Source organism: Streptomyces sp. 351MFTsu5.1, assembly GCF_000383655.1.
Taxonomy (GTDB): Bacteria; Actinomycetota; Actinomycetes; order Streptomycetales; family Streptomycetaceae; genus Streptomyces; species Streptomyces griseorubiginosus.
The window spans coordinates 42,717-62,610 of the sequence record NZ_KB911782.1 but is presented as its reverse complement, the minus strand read 5'-3'; the positions used below and the strand labels follow the sequence as shown (position 1 = coordinate 62,610).

The window sequence follows — 19,894 nt, the reverse complement described above, 5'->3', positions numbered from 1 at the left end:
TCAGAAGATTCTCCAGGACGGCACGGTCCCCCTCGCTGCGCAGACTGTCCAGGGGGAGGCGGCGATGCAGCACGAGCAGCAGATCGCTCGCCGGCCCGTACAGGTCGGCGCCGTCCCGCGCGAGCCGTCGGCGCCGCGTGCCCCGGACCCCGTCAGCTCGATCAGCCACGACGCGCCCTCGGCGGCGTGCAGGCCGACCCGGGCCGGCCGGTGCGGCCAGGGCCCGGCGGTGCCGTGGGCGACCTCGATGAAGGCGGCTGTGCCGTCCAGCGCGACCACCTCCGGGACCGGCTGGGGAGTACCCGTGGCCAGTTGGGCGTCGAAGGCGTGCACGGCGCCCTCATGGACCTGATGGCGCGCCACCGCACCACTCGTCATCGGCACACCGGAGCCTGCCCACCAGGTCCAGCAGCCCGACGCGGGACCGACGGCCCGCAGCACGCCGACCAATTCCTCCGTGGCCGCGGCCGAGAGGCCCAGCGGCGCGCAGGGCGGCGGAACGGTCCTCGATCAGGACCAGCAGATCGTCGAAGGCGGGTGTCCGGGACATCCAAAAGTCCTGTCAGCCGACTGTCAGTGGCGGAGGCTAGCCTGCGGGGCATGATCGAGACGACCGAGTTCGACCGCACCTTTCCGGCCGCGCTGGCAGCCGTGGCCCGCGTGGGGTTCGACTACGACGACGGTGAGGGCGTCGACTTCGAGCCGTACGGCGCCTTCGACTCCACCGAGGAGACCACCGACTGGCTGCGCAACTGGACGGGCAACCACGAACTGCACGGTGACGCCTTCCGGGTCTTCGGGCAGGACGGCACCGGAGGCCTCGCCGCCCTGTGGTGCGTGCGGCCTGGGCAACCGCTGGTCGAGCAGCCGGTGGTGTTCCTGGGCTCCGAGGGCGAGCGCGGGGTGGTGGCGGCCAGCCTGTCCGACTTCCTGTGGGTGCTGGCCGACAGCCTCGGTCCGCTGGAGGTCGTCGAGTACGAGCAGTACGAGGGCCGGGCCGACCCCGGGCTGACCGAACTCGCGCAGCGCCACGCGACCACCCCGCGCCGCAGCACCCACGACATCGTCACCGCCGCCCGGGCGGAGTTTCCGACCTTCGCGCAGGACATTGACGCCCTGTGCCGGTGACGGGGCTCAAGGGCCGGCGGGACCACGCCACTCCGCGGCGAAGGCCCGGCCGGGGTTATCGGTGAGGATGCGCCGCACCGCCTCCTCGCCCAGCTCGACCGCGAGCCGCGGACGCACCCTGCGCAGCAGATACGGCATCCCCGGGCCCCCGTTGACCGAGCGGGCGGCCGCGGTCGTCGTGTCGCCGCCGAGGAGCAGCCGGTCCCCGTGTCCCGCCTCGGCGAGGGCCCGCACCGCGTCCGGCATCCGCCAGTCCGTGGCGTGGTGGGTGCGTGAGGGACCGTCGAAGGCGAGAAAGCAGCCCGACGCCGCTGCCTCGCGGTGCACCGTGAGGTCGGGGGAGCGGTTCAGATGGCCGAGGACCACCCGGTGCGGCGGGACCCCCAACTCGCCGCACAGCAGGTCGAGTACATCGAGGGCGCCGGTCCCCAGCTCCAGGTGGACGGCGATCGGCGCGCCGGTCGCGTGATGGGCCTCGGCGGCCGCGGTCATCGTCCAGCGGGCGTGCGCGTCCAGGGCGTGGAAACCGCCCGCCACCTTGATCAGCCCCGCGCGGACGCCCGACGTCCCGATGCCCTCGGTCAGTTCGGCGACGAACACCTCGGCCAGCCTGCCGCGCAGTCCGGCGAGCGTGGCGTCGTCGTAGTGGACGGCCTGGTGCAGCCCGGTGGCGGCGACAATCCGCACCCCGCTCTCCCTCGACAGCGCCGGCAGATCCGCGGCCCGCCGCCCCAGCCCGTACGGCGTCCACTGCACGACGGCGCCACCCCCCTGCGCGGCGAACGCGGCGAGTTCGGCCAGCGCCGCGGACCTGCTCCGCAGCTCCTGGCCGGGAAGGCGGGGGCTGCCGAAGAACAGGTGGTCGTGCGCGTCGCACACGCCGAGCAACCCGCCCGGCACGTCCCCCTCCACCGTCCGGACCGCGCTCACCACTGGCGTCCCCGCGGCAGCCGCGCCCGCCCGGGCGCCGAGACGTGCAGCACCTCGAACACGTCACCGGCCGCCTTGGGAGCCTCGTGAGCCCAGAGCGAGAAGTGCACGAGCTCCCAGCGGGCCGTGTCCACGGCGACGGCAGCGAGGACGGCCCCGTCCTCCCCGGCCAGCCGCTCCGTGTCCGCCACCGCTTCCGCCGTCACCTCGGCCGACTCCACGCCCTCGGGCACCGGTTCACGCCGTCGTACGGCCGACCGGGCGGGGAATCCGACGGCGCCGCCCTCCTCGTACGACAGCCCTGTCCACTGTCGGACCGACGGCCGTCCGAAGTCGTTGCTCAGCCCCTGGAAACCGCCTCCCCAGAGGAAACCGTTCATGCCCTGCACGGTGTTCCAGAGGTAGAAGGGCGCGTACTGGTTGACCGGTGAGCCGTTCACCCCGCGCTCGCGCATCAGGTACGACTTGAGGCCGAGACCCTCCCAGTCGTCGAGCAGATGCCCGACCCGGGCGACCCGGCCGCGGATGACGGCCATGTCGTAGTCGGCCGGCAAGGTGAGCTCGTACTGCATCGCGTGCATCGGTCGCCCCCTCAGGCGGAGTGGTCCTCGGCGGTGACGAGCGCGCCCCAGTCGGTGGTGGTGCCGTCCTCCGCGGCCTCCACGACCGCTAGATGCGTCATGAAGGTGCGCGGCCCGGCACCGTGCCAGTGCCACTCACCCGGGTCGATCCACACGGTGTCGCCCGCGCGGATCGGTTCCACGGCTCCGCCCCTGCGCTGCACCAGCCCCTCGCCCTCCAGGACGTGCAGCACCTGGCCGTGCGGGTGCCGGTGCCAGGCGGTGTGCGCGCCGGGCGCGAAGTGGACGTTGAACATCCGCAGCCGGGAGGGGGCGGCGGGCGCGGCGATCTCGTCGAGCCACACCGTCCCGGTGAAGTTCTCGGCCGGTCCCTGCCGGGTCTCGGGGCGCTGTCGGGTGATCTGCACTGGGTGAAGTCCTTTACCAAGCTTGGGAGTTACGGCGCGTGGGGAGTTACGACGCTTGGGGAGCGACGCCGCTCGGGGGAGCCAGAAGCGAGAGCAGTCCCCGCACGCCCGTGTCGAACACGGCGGGCGAGCCGGAGGCGCGGGCGAGCACATAGCCGCCCTGGACGGTGGCGAGGACGGTCGCCGCGATCTCCTCACCGTCCAGCGAGGCCGCGAACTGCCCCTGCTCCTTGCCCTCTTCGACGATCGCGGCAATGCGTTCACGGATCCGGTCGAGCGTCTCGTCGACGGGCGCGCGCAGGTCGTCGCTGGCGATCACGTCCGGGTCCATCGTGAGCCGGCCGATCGGGCAGCCGCGCAGTACGTCACGCTCGCGCCGCAGGTATGCCTCGATGCGCTCGTACGGTGTGCCCGGTCCGGCGAGCACTCCCTCGGCGGCGGCCAGAAGCTCCTCGGCCGTACGCCGGATCGCGGCCAGCGCGAGGTCGGGCTTGCCCTTGAAGTGGTGGTACATGCTGCCCTGTCCGGCGCCCGCCCGCTCCAGGATGGCCTTGGGGCTGGTGCCCACATAGCCGCGCTCCCACAGCAGCTCGCGCGTGGACTCGATCAGTCGGTCGGGGGTACTCATGGACTCACTGTACATACTAGTAGTTACAGAAATCGAGCGTGTTCGCGTACTCCCTACGAGGTACACCCACAGCCGCTTGCCGTACGACGACCCGACCCCCTCCCCGGAGCCACTCTCGAAGCAGCACCGAACGAGATGGTCAGGAACTCCAGGGAGATGAACCGACATGCAGACACTCGCGAACTGGGACGGCGGCCCCGGGCCGTGGATCCTCTTCTTCCCGCTGATCTGGGCGGCCGTCGTGGTCGGCGCCGTCACCGTGCTGCGCCGCACCGCCTGGCGTGGCCACCGCGGACCGTGGCGCGCCATGGCCGACTCGGGCCCCTCCGACGACTCGCCGCTCGCCCTGCTCGGCCGCCGCTTCGCCTCCGGCGAGATCGACGAGGACGAGTACTGGCGCCGGCTGTCCGTCCTGGACGAGCAGTTCGGCGGCAGGGCAAGCAAGGGCCGCGGGGTGTGACGCCGCCCAGCGGTAGAGGGCGTGACGCCGTCAGCGTGTGCGGCAGCAATGCCACCGCCGCTCGGGCGCCGACTTGAGCCACCGGACGCCGGTGCTCGCCCCCCGCGCCGTCGCCGCGTCGGCGCAGCCGCTCAACCCCGTGTCGGCGCAGACCGTCGACGGAAAGGCGTTCTCACCGCCCGGTCAGCCGGCAACGGCGGACCGGGCGGGAGCGTGTTCGGGCCTGCGGACCTCGACCTCGGCGAACAGGAGCGCGGCCTTCTCCGGTACGGCGACCTTCCGCCGTGGCGGACGCGTGGCCGCGGCGGGCCGTGGCCGAGCGGCGGAGGGTGTGGGCAGCGTGAACCACACGACCTTCCCCGATTCGCCCTCCGGACGGACACCCCAGCTCTCGCTGACCGCGGCGACCATCGCGAGCCCGCGCCCGCACGTGGCGAGCGTCTCGGCGTCCCCGAGGTCGGCCACGACCGGCAGACGCGGGTCGTGGTCGTGCACCGAGACCGTGAGCCGGTCGAGCAGCAGCTCGATCTCCACGGTGCACGTCTTGTCGGGCTGGGCATGCAGGTGGACGTTGGTCAACAGCTCCGTCACACCGAGTGCGGCCCGGTCTATGAGGGGATCCAGATGCCAGTAGCGCAATTGCGCGGAAAGGATTCTGCGGACCTGGCCGATCCGCGACGGCAGAGCCTGAAGCTCCACCGCGCAGTGCCTGCTCGGATGACTGATCACGGCTGCGACTCCCCGACGTGAGGTCCGGAAGAACACGGAGTTCGGATCGATCCAGCAGGATGCCTGAGTGGAAACGGCCGCCTGCCGTCGTGCCCGGCGGGCTGGTTCGCAGCGTAATCGCCGGTAAACCGAGAGTGATGTGAGATCAGCGTGACGCAGGAGGCGCGGTACCGCAACTCGCGGCCGACCGTGCCCTCCCGCACCGTGCGACGGCTCAGCCGCGGCGCCCGGCCGCCCTGCGCACGGCCTCGATGAAACGGCGGGCCGCGGGCGGCCCCGGCTCACCCGGAGGCGGATCGTGCTCGCCCAGAGTGAGCAGGTACCGGTTCCCGTTGAGGTCCGCGAGGGCCCGGTCGTCGGGCGCGAACCACGGCTTCGAGGCCCGCACCGCCTGTACCGGCGCGCTGTCGATCTCGCTGCCGTAACTGGTGAGCAGCTCCAGTCGGCCGTCGCTGATCCGGACCTGACCGGCCCGGGTGAGTGAGCGCAACCTCTTGCCGATCCGGACGCCCGTAGCCGTGAACTCCGGCTCCGCCATGCCGTCCCGCCCCTCTTGCGCGCTTCGGTGTGCCGGCCCGTGCTCCCGCGTGGACCGAGAGCCGGCTCCTGTCGTGATCCAGTGTGCGCCCCCGTTCGGGACCTCGTCCCGCGCGGTGCAGTCTGCCCGCCATGGACGCCGAGCACCAGTGCGCGTGAGGCCCGGGACGGGCGCGCAGGGAGCACTCCCCGAATGCGCCCCCGGGGTCGCACGGGTGACGACCCCAGGGGTGCCTTTGGGGCTCTCAAAGGTGCGTTTATGCAGGTGAGAAGCGTGAGGAAGGTGTCTATGATCGAAGAGTCGGCCGCGCGATCCGCCGTCGGCGCGCAGCGTAAGGAGCCCTGTCGTGAGCACCCCTCAGCAGACCCGGACCGGCGACACACTCGATGTCGACCGCAGTGACCCCGCCTACCGCGGCTGGCTGAAAGAAGCCGTCCGCAAGGTCCAGGCCGACGCCAACCGCTCGGCCGACACCCACCTGCTGCGCTTCCCGCTGCCCGACAGTTGGGGTATCGACCTGTACCTCAAGGACGAGTCGACGCACCCGACGGGCAGCCTGAAACACCGCCTCGCCCGCTCGCTCTTCCTCTACGGCCTCTGCAATGGCTGGATCCGGCCCGGCCGCCCGGTGATCGAGGCGTCCAGCGGTTCGACGGCCGTCTCCGAGGCGTACTTCGCGAAGCTGATCGGCGTGCCCTTCATCGCGGTCATGCCCCGCACGACGAGCGCCGAGAAGATCCGCCTCATCGAGTTCCACGGCGGGCGGTGCCACTTCGTGGACGACTCGCGCACGATGTACGAGGAGTCCGCCCGCCTCGCGGTGGAGACGGGCGGCCACTACATGGACCAGTTCACCTACGCGGAACGGGCCACGGACTGGCGCGGCAACAACAACATCGCCGAATCCATCTTCCGCCAACTGGAGTTGGAGCGTTTTCCGGAGCCGGCCTGGATCGTCGCCACGGCCGGCACCGGCGGCACCTCGGCGACCCTGGCCCGGTACGTCCACTACATGCAGCACGACACCCGCATCTGTGTGGCCGATCCGGAGAACTCCTGCTTCTTCGAGGGCTGGACCACCGGCGATCCGGACGTCACCTGCGACTGCGGTTCGCGGATCGAGGGCATCGGCCGGCCCCGCATGGAGCCGAGCTTCGTGCCCGGCGCGATCGACCGCATGATGAAGGTCCCCGACGCGGCCGGCGTCGCCGCCGTACGGGCTCTGGAACAGGTCATCGGGCGCAAGGCGGGCGGCTCGACCGGTACCGGGCTGTGGAGCGCCCTGAAGATCATCGCCGAGATGGTGGCCGAGGGGCGGCGGGGAAGTGTCGTGACCCTGCTCTGCGACCCCGGCGACCGCTATCTCGACAAGTACTACTCGGACACCTGGCTGACCGAACAGGGCCTGGACATCGAGCCGTACAGCACGGCGATCACCACCCTGCTGAAGACGGGCGTCTGGCCCGACTGAACCACCCCGGCAGTGCCACCAGTGCGCGAGCGCCGATCGCCCCGCTAGTGCGCAGCCGCCCCGCTAGCGCGCGAGCCGCCGGTCCAGCGTCCTGACCGCGTCCCGGAAGGCCCGCCCGAGTCCGGCGCGCCCGAGCTTGGCGACCACCCGGAACGCCCTCGTGCCGTCGGCGGCGAACGTCCAGCGCACCTGGGTGCCCGCCCCCGACGGGGTCAGACGCCATTCCTCGGCGATGGCACGGGCGCCCGGCGCGTTGGCGACGTCGACTCGGTAGGCGTACACCTCGGGACCCTTCGCCGCGATGACCGTCTCCTGGAAGCGTCCGCCGCCCTTGAGGTGGATCTCACGGGTCGAGCCGTCCCCCGTGGAGCGGGCGAGGGTCACCGCGGCGAACCACTCCTCCCACCCGGGGACGTCGTCGGCCAGGGCCCGGTAGACCGCCTCGGGCGGCGCCGACATCTCCTGCACGAACACCATGCGTACCGGCGCGGTCTCGATGAAGTCGAGCCCCACCTCGCGCAGTTGGTGAGCCATGGACGCACCCTCCCGTGGCGATCAGGAGGAGTCACCCTAGCTGACGCTCAGTCAACTGTCTTCAGCCGCAACGGACTCACCGGAATCCCCGGCCACCACCAGCCGACGCAGATGCTCGGAGATCTCCGCACGCGCCGCACGCGGCAGCCCCGCGTCCGTCACCAGCGTGTCGACCTGCTCCAGCGAGGCGAACGAACTCAGGCCCACGGTGCCCCACTTGGTGTGGTCGGCCACGACCACGACCCGCCGCGCCGACTGCACCAGCCGGCGGTTGGTCTCGGCCTCCGCGAGGTTCGGCGTCGACAGACCGGCCTCGACCGATATGCCGTGCACCCCGAGGAAGAGCACGTCGAAGTGGAGCGCCCCGATCGCCTGGTCGGCCACCGGCCCCACCAGCGAGTCCGACGGCGTGCGCACGCCACCGGTCAGCACCACGGTCGCCGCACCCTGCCGGGGACCCGTGGTCCGCTGCGCCGCGTGGAACACGTCGGCCACCCGCACCGAGTTGGTGACGACGGTCAGATCCGGCACGTCGAGCAGATGGTGGGCCAGCGCGTACGTCGTCGTACCGCCCGACAGCGCGATGGCCGTACCCGGCGCGACCAGCTCCGCCGCGGACCGCGCGATGTCCTCCTTCGCGGTCAGCTCCAGACCCGACTTCGCCTCGAACCCCGGCTCGTGCGTGCTCGCCTCGACCACCGGAACCGCGCCGCCGTGCACCTTCTCCAGCACACCCTGGCGGGCCAGAGCGTCGAGATCGCGCCGCACCGTCATGTCCGACACGCCGAGCTTCCGCGTCAGCTCGTTGACGCGTACCCCGCCGCGGCGCCGGACCTCGTCCAGGATCAGGGAGCGCCGCTGCTCCGCGAGGAGGTTCTGATTCTCACTCACGTACGCTCCGGTCCTTTCGCCTGAGGCCGTCCGACACGCCCTGCGCACCCACTCCGACAAGGACATTCTGCCCGTCCCCCGGTGCGCGGACGTCCCATACTCGCACGGCCCCCCGGCGACAGCGCCACCGACCGCCCCCTCGCGCGCAGGTCACCGGATGTACACGCAGGGCCGCGCTGTCACCCCGATCGGGGAGATTCCGTGACGAGGGGTGTGCGAAACGCGCCCGGCGGCGATCCTTGTGCCCGCACGGACAGATGCCGACGGCGCGTCACGGGGGAAGTGCGAACAGTGGAACGTGTCCCGATCAAGGGCACCGACGGCTCGGCCGTCCGGCCCGAGGACTCCGGCACCGCTCTGGAGCTCCTGGTCCACGGGGTGGGCGGTACCACGCCGGACAAGATGCTCGACGACCCGCGCACGGTGCGGATCACCGGGGACGACGTCGCGGCCGTGTTCCGGCGCGCCGACGACGTCGACGCCGAGAGCAGACCGGGATCCGGCCGCACCGGCCCGGTCCCCGAGGCGTACGTCTGGTGCAACCTCACCTCCGGCAACGGCACCCGCGCCCTGTGGCTGCTGTTGCTGCCGTTCATGGTCGTCAACCTCGCCCACTGGATGCGCCCCACCGCGCGGCACCGCAGAAGGACCGTGCGGTTCTACGGCCTGCTGGTGCGACTCGCCGGCCTGACCCTGACCGTGCTGCTGGTCGCCGCCGCCTGCGAGGTCGCCCTCGACCTCGCCGCCTGGCAGTGCGCGGGCACCCGGGCCTGCGCCGAGTCCCACTCCTGGCTCGGTTTCCTGTCTCCCGAGGTGTCCGACGACGGCTGGTGGAGCCGGCCAGGCCGCCGCCTCGCCCTCGCCGCCCTCGTCCCGGCCACCCTCACCGGCCTCCTCTGGTACCTGTCCCACCGCACCTGGAGCGCCTACGAGTCCCAGCAACCCCTGTCCCACGAGGGCGAGGGCGAGGAGGACGACGGCCGCACCGCGCTCGGCCGGCCCGGCTTCTGGTACGGCCGCCGCCTGGTCGCCCGCCTGCGTGCCGCGCACACCGCGGCCGGACTCCTGACGATCGCCGCCGCGGTCAGCTCGACGGCCGCCCGCTTCGACCGCGCGCCGGGCGGCCCCGCACCGCTGGACACCCTCGGCCGGCTCCTTCAGCTGAGCCTCGTCGCCGGCGGCGCGGCGGTCGTGTGGGTGGTGTGCCGCCGCGGTCGCAGCGAGAGGCACCTCGACCGGCAGCTCGACGAACAGCTGGTACGACGCCTGCCCCTCACCGCCCTCGTCCTGCTCGGCCTCGCCGCGGTGTACGCCGGCTGGGAGCGGCCGGGATGGCGGTCCCAGGGGCGGCTGGCCGGGGACGCCACCTTCGGCGGCATCACCTTCGTCCAGGGTCTCCTCGTCATCGCCCTGGCCGTCGTCGCCCATCTGCTGTACCGCACGCACCCCGACCCGCGCGCCGCGATGCGGGGCCTGGCCGGACCCGCCGTCGCGATGCTGGCCTGCGCCCTGGGCGGCGTCATGTCCGGAGGCGTCTCGCAGCGCGTCGCGGACTGGCTGGACGGCACCGGCGCCACCATCCCCGGCCCACCGGTCCTGCTGACCTGGCAGGCGTCCGTGATCCCGCTGGTCCTGCTCGTGCTCCTCGGACACCTGGCCTGGCTGGCCCGGCGGACCTGGCGCTCGAGCCGGGACCGACTGGCCACCGTGGAGAGCGAGTACCCGGACGAGCCGAAGGACGCGGCCCGCACCCGCCGCATCGCCAGGACCCGCGCGATGGCGGCCCTGACGGACCGCGGGCCGCGCCTGCTCGGTGTGACGGCCGCGAGCACCCTGCTCCTCGGCGCCGGAGCGCTCGTGGGCGCCCTGACCACCCGCAGAACCCCGGCCAAGGCCGCCGAGGGGGCGTACGCCATCGTCGAGAGCGCCGCCGAGACCGCGCAGGCACTCGGATCCTGGCTGATCGGCCTCGGCTTCCTGCTGTTCGTCACCTGGGGCCGACGCGCCTACAAGGACCCCTCCGCCCGCCGCACCATCGGCATCCTCTGGGACGTCGGCACCTTCTGGCCGCGTGCCGCCCACCCCTTCGCCCCGCCCTGCTACGCCGAGCGTGCGGTGCCCGACCTGACCTGGCGCATCGCGACCTGGACCCGGACCACCCGCGGCCGACTGGTCATCTCGGGACATTCCCAGGGCAGCGTCCTCGCGGCCGCCGCGGCCTGGCAGCTGGAGCCGTCGGTCCGGGCGCGGGTCGCCCTGCTGACCTACGGCTCCCCGCTCGAGCGCCTCTACGGCCGCTGGTTCCCGGCCCACTTCGGCCCGGCCGCCCTCACCGCCCTGCACCACGACGTGGACTGCTGGCGCAACCTCCACCGGCTCACCGACCCCATCGGCGGCCCGGTCCGGCTGCCCGGCGACTGCGGCCCCGAGGTGGACCGCGAACCCCTCAAGGACCCCCTGGTCTACGGCCGCACCGATCTGCACCCGCTGCCCGCGCCCATCCTCGGCCACTCCGACTACCAGGCCGACCCCGCGTTCGCCGAGGAACGGGCGAAACTGCTGAGCCGGCTCCAGCCGGACCTGCCGGGCCCGCGGCTTCAGGACGAGCCGGGCGCGCTGGCTCAGGACGAGCCGAGCCCGAGGGCTCAGGACGAGTCGGGCAGATCCTCGGCGTAGAGCAGCGTCAGATCGTCCGTGGTCGGGTCGGCCACCTGCGCGACCCGGCTCGCGTGCCGCTCGACCATCGCCTCGAACGTCTGCCGCGCGGTACGGCCGTTGCCGAACGCGGGCCCCTTGGGCATGACCGTGAAGTACTTCAGCAGGGCCTCGGGGGCGCCCGGCGCCAGCCGGTACTCGTGCTCCTCGGCCTGCTGCTCCACGATGCTGAGCAGTTCGTCCGGGTCGTAGTCGCTGAAGGTGATGGTCCGTGAGAACCGGGACGCCACACCCGGGTTGACCGACAGGAACCGCTCCATCTCGGCGGTGTAGCCAGCGACGATCACCACGACCGCGTCGCGGTGGTCCTCCATCAGCTTCACCAGCGTGTCGATGGCCTCCTTGCCGAAGTCCCGGCCCGAGTCCTCCGGCGACAGCGCGTACGCCTCGTCGATGAACAGGACTCCGCCGCGGGCCCGGTCGAAGGCCTCCTGGGTGCGGATCGCCGTGGAGCCGATGTGCTCGCCCACCAGGTCGACACGGGACACCTCGACCAGATGGCCCTTCTCCAGGACCCCGAGGGACGCGAGGATCTCGCCGTAGAGCCGGGCGACCGTCGTCTTGCCGGTGCCGGGAGAGCCGGTGAAGACCAGGTGGCGCTTGACGGAGGCCGCCTTGAGGCCCGCCTGCTGCCGGCGCCGGCCCACCTCGATCATGTCGGTGAGCGCCCGCACCTCACGCTTGACACTGTCCAGGCCCACCAGCGCGTCGAGTTCACCGAGGACGGCCTTGGAAGTGCGCGCGGGCTTCTCCGGTTCCGCGGGAGTGACCAACGGCTCCTGCTCGGTGATCCGCTGCTCGGGAACCGCGCCGAGCAGCCCGGGGGAGCGGGACTCGGTCAGTACGGCGGTCTCCCGTGCCGTGGGCGCGGTGAGGCCGCCGCTCTCGTCGCTGGTGCAGTCCTCGACGACGGGCCCCGAACCGGCCGCCGCGTCGGGGGCGTCGGCGAACTCGTAGCCCCCGCGCGCGCATCGCTCCGTACGGCACTTGCGCAGGGTCGAGCGGCTGCCGTCTATCACGTGGAAGCCGTAGCCGCCGCTGCCGGTCACCCGGCAGTTGAGGAAGCTGCCGCGACCGCCCGCCGACACGTAGAAGCCGGCCTCCGCGGGGGAGTCGACCGTACAGCGCTCGATCGTCGGGTCGGCGCCCTTGGTGACGATCACGCCGGTCTGGGTGCCGTCCACGGTGCAGTTGTTGAGGGTGCCGCCGCTGCCGTGGTCACGGAACCAGGCGCCGGTGGCCGCGTCCCGGATCCGGCAGTCGTCGAGCTGGGCGGTGGCGCCGTCGCTCACGGACACGGCCGTGTTGCGGACCTGGGAGATGTCGCTGTCGACGACGTCCGCGCGCGAGCCGCGGTCCAGGACGAACAGCGCGTCCGGCACGTCGTGCACCCGGCAGGAGTCCAGGACCGCGGTGGCGCCGTCGCTGACCCAGACGGCCGGGTAGTCGCCGGTGCTGTCGAAGATCTCGCACTGGTTGGCGTCCACGCGGGTGCCCGGGTCCCACACCGACAGGCCGTTGCGCCCGAACTGGCGGACCGTGGTGCGGGTCAGGGTCAGGACCGAGCGGGAGCGCAGGTCGACCGCGTTCTCCGGGATGTCGTGGATACGGCAGTCGGCCAGGGTCAGCACCGCGTCGGTGTCGAGGGTGACCCCGTCGGCGGTCGTGCGGTGCACATCGCAGTCGGTGAGGTGGGCGGTGGCCCGACCGGTGATCTGGACCCCGCTGCCGCGGACCTCGTAGACCTCACAACCCACGGCCTCCAGCGCGGAGTTCTCACCGGTGGCCGCCAGGCCGGCGCCCGAGGTGTGGTGCACCCGGCAGCGCTCCAGACGGGGGTGGGCGCCGCCGCGCACCGAGACACCGGACTGGCCGGCCGCCACGATCTCGCACTCCTCGAAGACCCCGCCCGCGCCCTCGAGCACGGCGATGCCGATGCCCGCCGGGTTGTCGACGGTGCAGCGCCGCACGGTCGGCCGGGCCCCGCCGCGCACCTCTATGCCGGCCGCGGAGCGGGTGACGACCCTGATGTCGGAGAGCTCCGGGGTGCCCTCCTCGACGAGCACCGCCGGTGCGGCCGCGTCCTGGCCCTCCACGTGCAGGTCCTGGACCACCGCCGAGGCACACACGGTCAACGGCACGCCGTCCACGGGCGCGATGCGCACGGACCCCGGCAAGCCCTCCGGGCCGCGCAGGGTCACCGCCCGCTGGAGCACGAGGTTCTCCCGGTAGGTGCCGGGTGCGACGGTGAGGACGTCGCCCTCGGCCGCGGCCTCCAGGGCGGCGGCGAGCGACGCGTACTCACCCGTGCGGCGCCGCCACCGCGATGTACCGGTGTGCGTCACCTGGACCGTGCCCTGTGCCATGGCGTTGCTGTGCCCCCACCTCGTAGTACGCGGGTTTGTGCTGCCGAAGAGGTTCGGCCGGTCCACCGTAGCGTGCGCGCGGGTGGTGGGTTGACCAGAGCCGTAAGGCCGTCAACTGCCGGTGCCGGTCCGGCCCCAGTCCGGGCCCGCGCTGTCCCAGGCCCGGTCCCAGTCGGCGTACCGGCGACGGACCATGCGCCACACGGCCAGCCGCCGCCCGCCCTCGATCAGCCCCGCCACCAGAAGGGCCGCGCCGATGCCGGCGAGCACGGCATGGGTGGTGGCGGTCGCAGCGTCCAGCGGGCGGGCCGCTATCTGCCCGTCTTGATCCGTCCAGATGTCGAAGTGGTCGCCGCGGTGCGGGGTCTGGAGGGCGGCCAGGACGGAGCCCTGGTGGGTCGTGCCGTCCGGCGCGGTCCAGTCGGCCAGCACCTGGCTTCTCAGATCGCGCCCCGAGGCCGTCTCCGGGTCGGCGTCGAGCGGGGAGCGGTCCAGCTTGCGGATCACCGTCGCCGTCACCAGCTGCCGGGACTCACTCTGCTCCCGCACCGCCCGCTGGAGCGCACCCTGAGCCACCCCGCCGACGAACGCGCCGGCCACCGGGGCGACGACCAGGATCAGCAGCAGGGCCACGAGACACAGCCAGGCCTCGGCCAGGTCGGTCCTGCGGCGCAGCGGGTTGTGCCGCCACCGCCAGAGTCCGCCGATCGCTCGCACCGTCCGCACCCCCTTCCCGCTCCGTGATAACCCCCGGCAGAGGGGTTCACGCGTGGCACCGGCCGAAGAGAGAGCCAAATCACCTGCGGCCGGGTCCTTTCATGAACTCCTCATGAAAGCTCCAACGCGCGGGCCCCCGAGCCGGGTTCCCGGCGATCGCACCCAGGTGGATCTTTGACGCAACCTTGTCCGCGACCGCCCCCCATCGCCGTGGCCGGGGCGACCGCTGCGACCGCCCCGGCAGGTCACCCGGACTTACGGTCGAGGATCCTGACGGGGTCGCCGACCCGGATCGTGCCGCGGGACTCGGGCACGAGGTTCTGGCCGAAGACCAGCTTGCTGCCGAAGCGCCGGTGGCGGCCGAGCGTGTGCAGAGGCTCCTTGCCGCGCACCGCGCTGGACTGGTCGGTCGTGGTCACCACGCACCGGCCGCACATCTTGGCCACCCGGAAGGCGACGTCGCCGATCGCGATCCTCGACCAGTCGTCCTCGGCCCAGGCGTCGGTGCCGCCCACGACGACGTTCGGCCGGAACCGGTTCATGGGCAGCGGACCCTCGGCGGCGTGCCGGCCCTCGGCGATCAGGGAGTTGAGGGCGTCGAGGGAGGCCGTGGAGGTGAGCAGCAGCGGATACCCGTCGGCGAACGAAACCGTCTCACCCGGCAGTGCGTACTCGGGGTCGACGGCGCGGCGGGTGGCCGGGTCGTCCAGGTGCACGAGGCGCGCCGGGACGCCCAGGTACTCGCTGCACCAGGTGTGCGCGGCCGCGTCGGCGGGCACTCCCTCGACCTTCTCTCCGAGGAGGTCCAGCGTGATGGTCGTGCACGGATCGGGCACGGACACGGTCAACGGCTCGCTGCCGGGCGCCGACAGCACGATGCCGCCGCCGGGCAGCAGCTCGGCGGCGGCCAGTGCGAGGCGTGGCTGCTGTCGCTGTGTGACGACCCTTCCCCCGTCGTCGACCAACGCCCACCGCCGGTCTCCGGCCAGCCCCCAGGGCTCCACCTCGGCCTCTAGGGGCGCAGGACCCCGGAACGCCTTGACCGGATGGACGTGGATCGACAGCAGCTCAGCATTCCCCATGGAGCCATCGTGCCAGGTGGCAGCGTCAGCCCGGGAGGGGGATCAGTACCCGCGGTACTGCTGGTTGTTGTACGGATCCTGGTAGGGAGCCGCCTGGGCGGGGCGCGGGGCCGCGGGGCGCATCGCCTCGTAGCCCGTGCTCATGCCCATGCCGGGCGCGGCCGGGCGGGGCTGCTGCTGCGGCCCCGGATAACCGCGCGGCGCGGCGGCCTGCTGCGGGATGTACGCGGCGGGCGCCTGCTGGAGCGGCGAGGGCTGCTGCGCCTGCGGATAGCCGTAGGCGGACTGGGAGGGGCCCGCGGGCAGGGCGGGCAGGGCGGACGGCAGCGCCGGCAGGTGGCTGACCGGGACGTCGTACGCGGCAGGGACCCGGATCGGGGCGATCTGCGGGGTGCCCCGCTCGGCCACGAGCGAGTCGTAGATCGGAGTGTCCGGGAAGGAGGCGGAGTAGTAGCCGCCGCCATAAGTGGAGCGGGGGGAGGTCATGGCACATAAGTTAAGCCCACGATGTGCTGGTTGGGGAGACCGATAAGAGGGTTGTTTTCCGTGTCGGCAGTGACCCTGGATCCCCAATGCGAGCGAACTCGGCAAAATAGGACGCCAATCCGGGTCGAGGTCGTGTAAAGGCCGAGTTCCGAGGGGGTTACCGATGGTTGACCGGCGATCTTGCTGTGCGCGGGACAGGCGCTCGCTGTCATGGCGGAATAGGTTGGGCGGGTAGAACACCGGCGGCCGCCGGGGCGTCCTGGCCTGCCGACACCTGAGGGGGCGAACATGTCAATGTCGAAAGGCTCGAACGTTCCGGTGCCCACGACGGCACTGCGCGTCGAATTGGGCTGGCGTTCCGGACCGGGGGTCCCCGACGCGGATGCCTCGGCCCTGCTCCTGGTCGGCGGAAAGGTCCGTTCCGACGCCGACTTCGTCTTCTACAACCAGCCCGAGCACGCTTCGGGCGCGGTCCGTCACGAGGGCAAGCGGACCGACGGCGGCCGGGTCACGGACACCCTGCTCGTCGACCTCGCGCGCGTGGAGCCCTCGGTCGAGACCGTGGTGCTCGCCGCCTCCGCGGACGGCGGGACCTTCGCACGGGTCCCGGAGCTGTACATCGAGGTCCGCGACGCCGTGCAGGGCACCGTCGCCGCACGGTTCGACAGTGCGGACGCCACCGTCGAAACCGCTTTCGTGCTGGGGGAGTTCTACCGTCGGCAGGGAGCCTGGAAGTTCCGAGCCGTGGGTCAGGGCTACGACAGCGGACTGGAAGGACTCGCAACGGACTTCGGGATCACCGTGGACGAGCCCCAGCGCACCGCGCCCGTGGACGAGCGCCGCCACACCGCGGCCCCGACGAGCCCACCCGCACCGGCCACCCCGCCGCCCCCGCCCGCCGCACCGCCGGTCCGCCTCTCCAAGGTCACGCTCACCAAGGCGGCCCCCTCGGTCTCCCTCACCAAACAGGGCGGCACCTCGGGCGCGATGCGGGTGAACCTCAACTGGCAGGTGCACAAACAGTTCTCCGGCTGGGGCAGCAAGCGCGGCCGCGCGGTGGCCATGCACGCCGACCTCGACCTGGACCTGTGCGCCCTGTACGAACTCGCCGACGGCCGCAAAGGAGTCGTACAGGCGCTGGGCAACGCCTATGGAGCCCTGCACCAGCCGCCGTACATCCATCTCGACGGAGACGACCGCACCGGGGCGACGGCGAGTGGCGAGAACCTCACCGTGAATCTCGACCACCAGAAGGACTTCCGGCGCATTCTCGTGTTCGTCACCATCTACGAGGGCGCGCGCTCCTTCGCCGACCTGCACGCCACCGTGACGCTCCAGCCGCAGCACGGCGCCCCGATCGACTTCTCCCTCGACGAGTGCACGGTGCCCTCGACGGTCTGCGCGCTGGCCCTGATCACCAACACCGGTCAGGACCTCGTCGTCCAGCGCGAGGCCCGCTACCTGGTGCCGGACCGGGGAGTGAGCCCGCAGCGCACCGTGGACCAGGCCTACGGCTGGGGCATGAACTGGACACCGGGCCGCAAATGAGGCCCTGACCCCCTTACCTCTCCTCACCGACCACGGCGTCCGGGCGGGCGTAGGTACGGCCCTTCCAGGCCGCGCCGCGCCCCCGGTAGTGCTGCACCGCCGAGTCGACCGTCATGAGGAGGTAGAGAAACGCCGTGAACGGCAGGAGGGGCGCGAGCCAGAGCGGCTGCCGGTAGTAGCGGAGCATCGGGACGTACGTCCCGGTCATGACCAGCCAGGCGAGTCCGCCGAGCAGCACGGTCGCGGCGCCGCCGGTCGCGAGACCGACGACGACGGCGAGCGGCGGGACCAGGTAGACCAACGCCAGTCCGAGGACCGTGCCCAGCAGGACCAGGGGGTGGTGGCGGAGCTGGGCGTAGGCGCTGCGCGACACCATCCGCCACAGGTCGTGCAGACGGGGGTAGGGGCGCACGCTGTCCACCCGCTCGGCCAGACCCAGCCAGATGTGTCCGCCGCCGCCCTTGACCGCCCTCGCGAGAGCCACGTCGTCGATGACGGCGTGCCGGATGGCGTCCGGGATCCGCGCCCGCTCGGCGGTCTCGGCACGCAGCAGGACACAGCCGCCCGCCGCGGCCGCCGTCCGCGCGCCCCTCCTGCCGATCCGCCGGAACGGATACAGCTGCGCGAAGAAGTAGACGAACGCCGGCACCACCAGCCGCTCCCACAGACTCTCCACCCGCAGTCTGGCCATCTGCGAGACCACGTCGAAGCCCCCGGCGTGCGCGGCGGCGACCAGCCGGCGCAGGCTGTCCGGCTCGTGCGCGATGTCGGCGTCCGTCAGCAGCAGGTACTCGGGGCCACGCGCGCGTGCCAAGGCGATGCCATGGCGAACGGCCCACAGCTTGCCGGTCCACCCGGCGGGCGGCTCACCAGGAGACGACACGGTCAGCGGCAGCCCGCCCGCGCGGCGCGCCAGTTCCCGGGCCAGGTCCCCGGTGCCGTCCGAGCTGCCGTCGTCGACCAGGAAGACGTCCACGTGCCCCGGATAGTCCTGCGCGAGGAGGGACGGAAGGCTCGCGGGCAGCACCTCCGCCTCGTCGCGGGCCGGGACCACCACGCCCACCGACGGCCAGTGCGCCGGGTCCCGCTCCGGCGGCAGCCGTACGTCCGTGCGCCAGAAGCAGCCCTGGAAGAGCAGCAGCCACAGCCATGCGGCGAGGGATAGGGCGGCGGTCCACACGATGGCGCTCACGCGCGCAGTCTGCCCCACGGCAGAGGCCGCCAAGGGCTCATCGTCTATCGTGGCCGGGTGAAGATCGCGCTCTTGGACTCCGGAATCGGTCTGCTCGCGGCCACCGCCGCGGTACGGCGACTGCGCCCCAACGCCGATCTCGTGCTCTCCCTCGACCCCGACGGCATGCCCTGGGGACCGCGGACCCCCGAGGACATCGTCGGGCGCGCGCTGGGCCTCGCCGAAGCGGCCGCCGCACACGGTCCCGACGCCCTGATCATCGGCTGCAACACCGCCACCGTGCACGCCCTGACCGCCCTGCGCGCCCGCCTCGAACCGGATCTGCCGGTCATCGGCACCGTCCCGGCGATCAAGCCCGCCGCGGCCGGCGGCGGCCCCTTCGCCATCTGGGCGACGCCCGCCACCACCGGCAGCCCCTACCAGCGCGGCCTGATCGCTGACTTCGCCGACGGCGTGCCCGCCACCGAGGTGCCCTGCCACGGCCTCGCCGAGGCGGTGGAACACGCCGACGAGGCGGCGATCGACGCCGCCGTCGCCGCGGCCGCCGCCCTCACCCCCGAGGACGTGACGACCGTCGTCCTGGGCTGCACCCACTACGAACTCGTCGCCGAGCGCATCCGGGCCGCCGTACAGCGTCCCGGCCGCCCGCCGCTCGTCCTGCACGGCTCCGCCGGGGCGGTCGCCGCCCAGGCGCTGCGCCGGCTCGGCGAGCAGCCGGCGCCCGAGGCGGCGCCCACCGGCACCCTCACCGTGCTGCTGAGCGGCCGGGAGGGCACCGTGCTGCCCGCGCCCGCCCTGGCCTACGAGGAAGGCCGGCTGCTGCGTACGGCCACGCCCGCCCGCTGAGCGCACCGAACGGCCGGAAAGCCACAGTCGGAGTGGTCACTCTCCGCGACGAACTACCCGCGGGGCGAAACCTGAGTAATCTCGTAGGCATGAGGGACCACCCCCACGGCGAGCAGACCTCGCACCACGCCGACGTCTGGACCGGTCGCGCGTCCAACCGGATCCAGTGGCTGCTCGCGCTCGGCGGCGCGGCGATCGTGGCGCTCGGCGTCGAGCTCGCCGTCGACTCGGCGTGGACCTCCGGTGTCGCCCCTCTGGTCATGTCCGTGGTCGGCTGCATCGCGGCCGGGCTCCTCGTCCTCTTCCTGACGCTCGCCTTCGTCCATGTCGCCCTCAGGGTCGACACGGACTCGCTGGAGGTGCGCTGCGGCCACATCGGCGTGCCGCGCCGCCGGATCCCGCTGGCGCATGTCACCGGCGCCGAGTTCGTCCCGCACGTCACCCCGCGCCAGTGGGGCGGCTGGGGCTACCGCTGGCGGCCCGACAAGGGCACCGCGGTCGTCGTACGGCGTGGCGAGGGCGTGGTGCTCCAGCTGTGGGACGGCCACACGTTCACCGTCACCGTGGACGACGCCGAGGCCGCCGTGCGCATCATCCGGGACCGGCTGCGGCCCGGGAGCGCGGCCCCGCGACGCTGAGGGCGGA

At 72.5% G+C, this 19,894-nt stretch carries 21 protein-coding genes; 7 read left to right on the top strand and 14 right to left on the bottom strand.

Annotated elements, in window-relative coordinates:
• Entirely contained in the window at positions 1-480 is a 480-nt protein-coding gene (locus tag H295_RS43360) for a maleylpyruvate isomerase N-terminal domain-containing protein (protein WP_106960889.1), read from the bottom strand.
• 120 nt (positions 481-600) lie between these two features.
• Between H295_RS43360 and H295_RS0119265 the strand changes: the two genes are divergently transcribed.
• Positions 601-1,128: a hypothetical protein gene (locus H295_RS0119265; RefSeq protein WP_020136976.1), complete on the top strand. Its 528-nt coding sequence runs from the start codon at positions 601-603 to the stop codon at positions 1,126-1,128.
• A 6-nt stretch (positions 1,129-1,134) separates the two neighbouring features.
• On the opposite strand, the gene H295_RS0119260 is transcribed toward H295_RS0119265, so the two are convergent.
• Genes H295_RS0119260 through H295_RS0119245 form a run of 4 tightly spaced genes read right to left on the bottom strand, consistent with a single transcriptional unit; the run spans position 1,135 to position 3,674 of the window.
• The gene (locus H295_RS0119260) at positions 1,135-2,058 is read right to left on the bottom strand and encodes a phosphotriesterase family protein (protein ID WP_020136975.1); all 924 of its coding nucleotides are present in this window, start codon (positions 2,056-2,058) and stop codon (positions 1,135-1,137) included.
• The gene (locus tag H295_RS0119255) at positions 2,055-2,639 is read right to left on the bottom strand and encodes a DUF4865 family protein (protein WP_020136974.1); all 585 of its coding nucleotides are present in this window, start codon (positions 2,637-2,639) and stop codon (positions 2,055-2,057) included. Before H295_RS0119255 ends, H295_RS0119260 begins: the two co-directional genes overlap by 4 nt.
• Before the next feature lie 11 nt (positions 2,640-2,650).
• Entirely contained in the window at positions 2,651-3,046 is a 396-nt protein-coding gene (locus tag H295_RS0119250; RefSeq protein ID WP_020136973.1) for a cupin domain-containing protein, read from the bottom strand.
• A gap of 46 nt (positions 3,047-3,092) precedes the next feature.
• Positions 3,093-3,674 carry a TetR/AcrR family transcriptional regulator gene (locus tag H295_RS0119245; RefSeq protein ID WP_234021639.1) on the bottom strand — a complete coding sequence of 194 codons (582 nt, stop codon included), beginning with the start codon at positions 3,672-3,674 and terminating at the stop codon, positions 3,093-3,095.
• A 166-nt stretch (positions 3,675-3,840) separates the two neighbouring features.
• Here H295_RS0119245 and H295_RS0119240 point away from each other — a divergent pair, with 166 nt between their 5' ends.
• Entirely contained in the window at positions 3,841-4,134 is a 294-nt protein-coding gene (locus H295_RS0119240; protein WP_020136971.1) for an SHOCT domain-containing protein, read from the top strand.
• 183 nt (positions 4,135-4,317) lie between these two features.
• Here H295_RS0119240 and H295_RS0119235 read toward each other — a convergent pair whose 3' ends face one another.
• Positions 4,318-4,863, bottom strand: a complete 546-nt coding sequence (locus tag H295_RS0119235; protein ID WP_078616698.1) for an ATP-binding protein — start codon at positions 4,861-4,863, stop codon at positions 4,318-4,320.
• Between the two features lie 214 nt (positions 4,864-5,077).
• Positions 5,078-5,401 (bottom strand): hypothetical protein, encoded by a 324-nt coding sequence (locus tag H295_RS0119230; protein WP_020136969.1) that lies wholly within the window; start codon positions 5,399-5,401, stop codon positions 5,078-5,080.
• Positions 5,402-5,747: 346 nt separating this feature from the next.
• Here H295_RS0119230 and H295_RS0119225 point away from each other — a divergent pair, with 346 nt between their 5' ends.
• Positions 5,748-6,872: a PLP-dependent cysteine synthase family protein gene (locus tag H295_RS0119225; protein WP_020136968.1), complete on the top strand. Its 1,125-nt coding sequence runs from the start codon at positions 5,748-5,750 to the stop codon at positions 6,870-6,872.
• Positions 6,873-6,935: 63 nt separating this feature from the next.
• Here the strand turns inward: H295_RS0119225 and H295_RS0119220 are convergent, their stop codons facing one another.
• Positions 6,936-7,406 (bottom strand): SRPBCC family protein, encoded by a 471-nt coding sequence (locus tag H295_RS0119220; RefSeq protein WP_020136967.1) that lies wholly within the window; start codon positions 7,404-7,406, stop codon positions 6,936-6,938.
• A 51-nt stretch (positions 7,407-7,457) separates the two neighbouring features.
• Positions 7,458-8,297, bottom strand: a complete 840-nt coding sequence (locus H295_RS0119215; RefSeq protein WP_020136966.1) for a DeoR/GlpR family DNA-binding transcription regulator — start codon at positions 8,295-8,297, stop codon at positions 7,458-7,460.
• Positions 8,298-8,699: 402 nt separating this feature from the next.
• On the opposite strand from H295_RS0119215, the gene H295_RS0119210 reads away from it, so the two are divergent.
• Positions 8,700-10,973: a hypothetical protein gene (locus H295_RS0119210; RefSeq protein WP_234021650.1), complete on the top strand. Its 2,274-nt coding sequence runs from the start codon at positions 8,700-8,702 to the stop codon at positions 10,971-10,973.
• Here the strand turns inward: H295_RS0119210 and H295_RS0119205 are convergent.
• The 4 genes from H295_RS0119205 to H295_RS0119190 form a co-directional block, all read right to left on the bottom strand.
• Positions 10,943-13,378, bottom strand: coding sequence for a right-handed parallel beta-helix repeat-containing protein (locus tag H295_RS0119205; RefSeq protein WP_020136964.1), 2,436 nt, complete (start codon positions 13,376-13,378; stop codon positions 10,943-10,945). The genes H295_RS0119210 and H295_RS0119205 overlap by 31 nt on opposite strands.
• Positions 13,379-13,489: 111 nt before the next feature.
• On the bottom strand, positions 13,490-14,095 hold the full coding sequence (locus H295_RS0119200) for a hypothetical protein (RefSeq protein WP_028809522.1): 606 nt from the start codon (positions 14,093-14,095) through the stop codon (positions 13,490-13,492).
• Positions 14,096-14,340: 245 nt separating this feature from the next.
• Positions 14,341-15,177: an MOSC domain-containing protein gene (locus H295_RS0119195; protein WP_028809521.1), complete on the bottom strand. Its 837-nt coding sequence runs from the start codon at positions 15,175-15,177 to the stop codon at positions 14,341-14,343.
• A 42-nt stretch (positions 15,178-15,219) separates the two neighbouring features.
• On the bottom strand, positions 15,220-15,663 hold the full coding sequence (locus H295_RS0119190) for a DUF6643 family protein (protein ID WP_020136961.1): 444 nt from the start codon (positions 15,661-15,663) through the stop codon (positions 15,220-15,222).
• A gap of 294 nt (positions 15,664-15,957) precedes the next feature.
• On the opposite strand from H295_RS0119190, the gene H295_RS0119185 reads away from it, so the two are divergent.
• Positions 15,958-17,211: a TerD family protein gene (locus H295_RS0119185; RefSeq protein WP_020136960.1), complete on the top strand. Its 1,254-nt coding sequence runs from the start codon at positions 15,958-15,960 to the stop codon at positions 17,209-17,211.
• Between the two features lie 13 nt (positions 17,212-17,224).
• Here the strand turns inward: H295_RS0119185 and H295_RS0119180 are convergent, their stop codons facing one another.
• Positions 17,225-18,421 (bottom strand): glycosyltransferase, encoded by a 1,197-nt coding sequence (locus tag H295_RS0119180; RefSeq protein ID WP_020136959.1) that lies wholly within the window; start codon positions 18,419-18,421, stop codon positions 17,225-17,227.
• A 39-nt stretch (positions 18,422-18,460) separates the two neighbouring features.
• Between H295_RS0119180 and H295_RS0119175 the strand changes: the two genes are divergently transcribed.
• Both H295_RS0119175 and H295_RS0119170 read left to right on the top strand, forming a co-directional pair.
• Positions 18,461-19,249 (top strand): glutamate racemase, encoded by a 789-nt coding sequence (locus H295_RS0119175; protein WP_020136958.1) that lies wholly within the window; start codon positions 18,461-18,463, stop codon positions 19,247-19,249.
• 89 nt (positions 19,250-19,338) lie between these two features.
• The gene (locus H295_RS0119170; protein ID WP_020136957.1) at positions 19,339-19,887 is read left to right on the top strand and encodes a hypothetical protein; all 549 of its coding nucleotides are present in this window, start codon (positions 19,339-19,341) and stop codon (positions 19,885-19,887) included.
• Positions 19,888-19,894: the final 7 nt, after the last annotated feature.

Excerpts from the sequence above, each read along its gene's own strand:
- H295_RS0119170 (WP_020136957.1), top strand. The coding sequence starts at position 19,339 with ATGAGGGACCACCCCCACGGCGAGCAGACCTCGCACCACGCCGACGTC.
- H295_RS0119255 (WP_020136974.1), bottom strand. The coding sequence starts at position 2,639 with ATGCACGCGATGCAGTACGAGCTCACCTTGCCGGCCGACTACGACATG.
- H295_RS0119210 (WP_234021650.1), top strand. The coding sequence starts at position 8,700 with ATGCTCGACGACCCGCGCACGGTGCGGATCACCGGGGACGACGTCGCG.
- H295_RS0119230 (WP_020136969.1), bottom strand. The coding sequence starts at position 5,401 with ATGGCGGAGCCGGAGTTCACGGCTACGGGCGTCCGGATCGGCAAGAGG.
- H295_RS0119245 (WP_234021639.1), bottom strand. The coding sequence starts at position 3,674 with ATGAGTACCCCCGACCGACTGATCGAGTCCACGCGCGAGCTGCTGTGG.
- H295_RS0119205 (WP_020136964.1), bottom strand. The coding sequence starts at position 13,378 with ATGGCACAGGGCACGGTCCAGGTGACGCACACCGGTACATCGCGGTGG.
- H295_RS0119185 (WP_020136960.1), top strand. The coding sequence starts at position 15,958 with ATGTCGAAAGGCTCGAACGTTCCGGTGCCCACGACGGCACTGCGCGTC.
- H295_RS0119265 (WP_020136976.1), top strand. The coding sequence starts at position 601 with ATGATCGAGACGACCGAGTTCGACCGCACCTTTCCGGCCGCGCTGGCA.
- H295_RS0119220 (WP_020136967.1), bottom strand. The coding sequence starts at position 7,406 with ATGGCTCACCAACTGCGCGAGGTGGGGCTCGACTTCATCGAGACCGCG.
- H295_RS0119240 (WP_020136971.1), top strand. The coding sequence starts at position 3,841 with ATGCAGACACTCGCGAACTGGGACGGCGGCCCCGGGCCGTGGATCCTC.
- H295_RS0119190 (WP_020136961.1), bottom strand. The coding sequence starts at position 15,663 with ATGACCTCCCCCCGCTCCACTTATGGCGGCGGCTACTACTCCGCCTCC.
- H295_RS0119195 (WP_028809521.1), bottom strand. The coding sequence starts at position 15,177 with ATGGGGAATGCTGAGCTGCTGTCGATCCACGTCCATCCGGTCAAGGCG.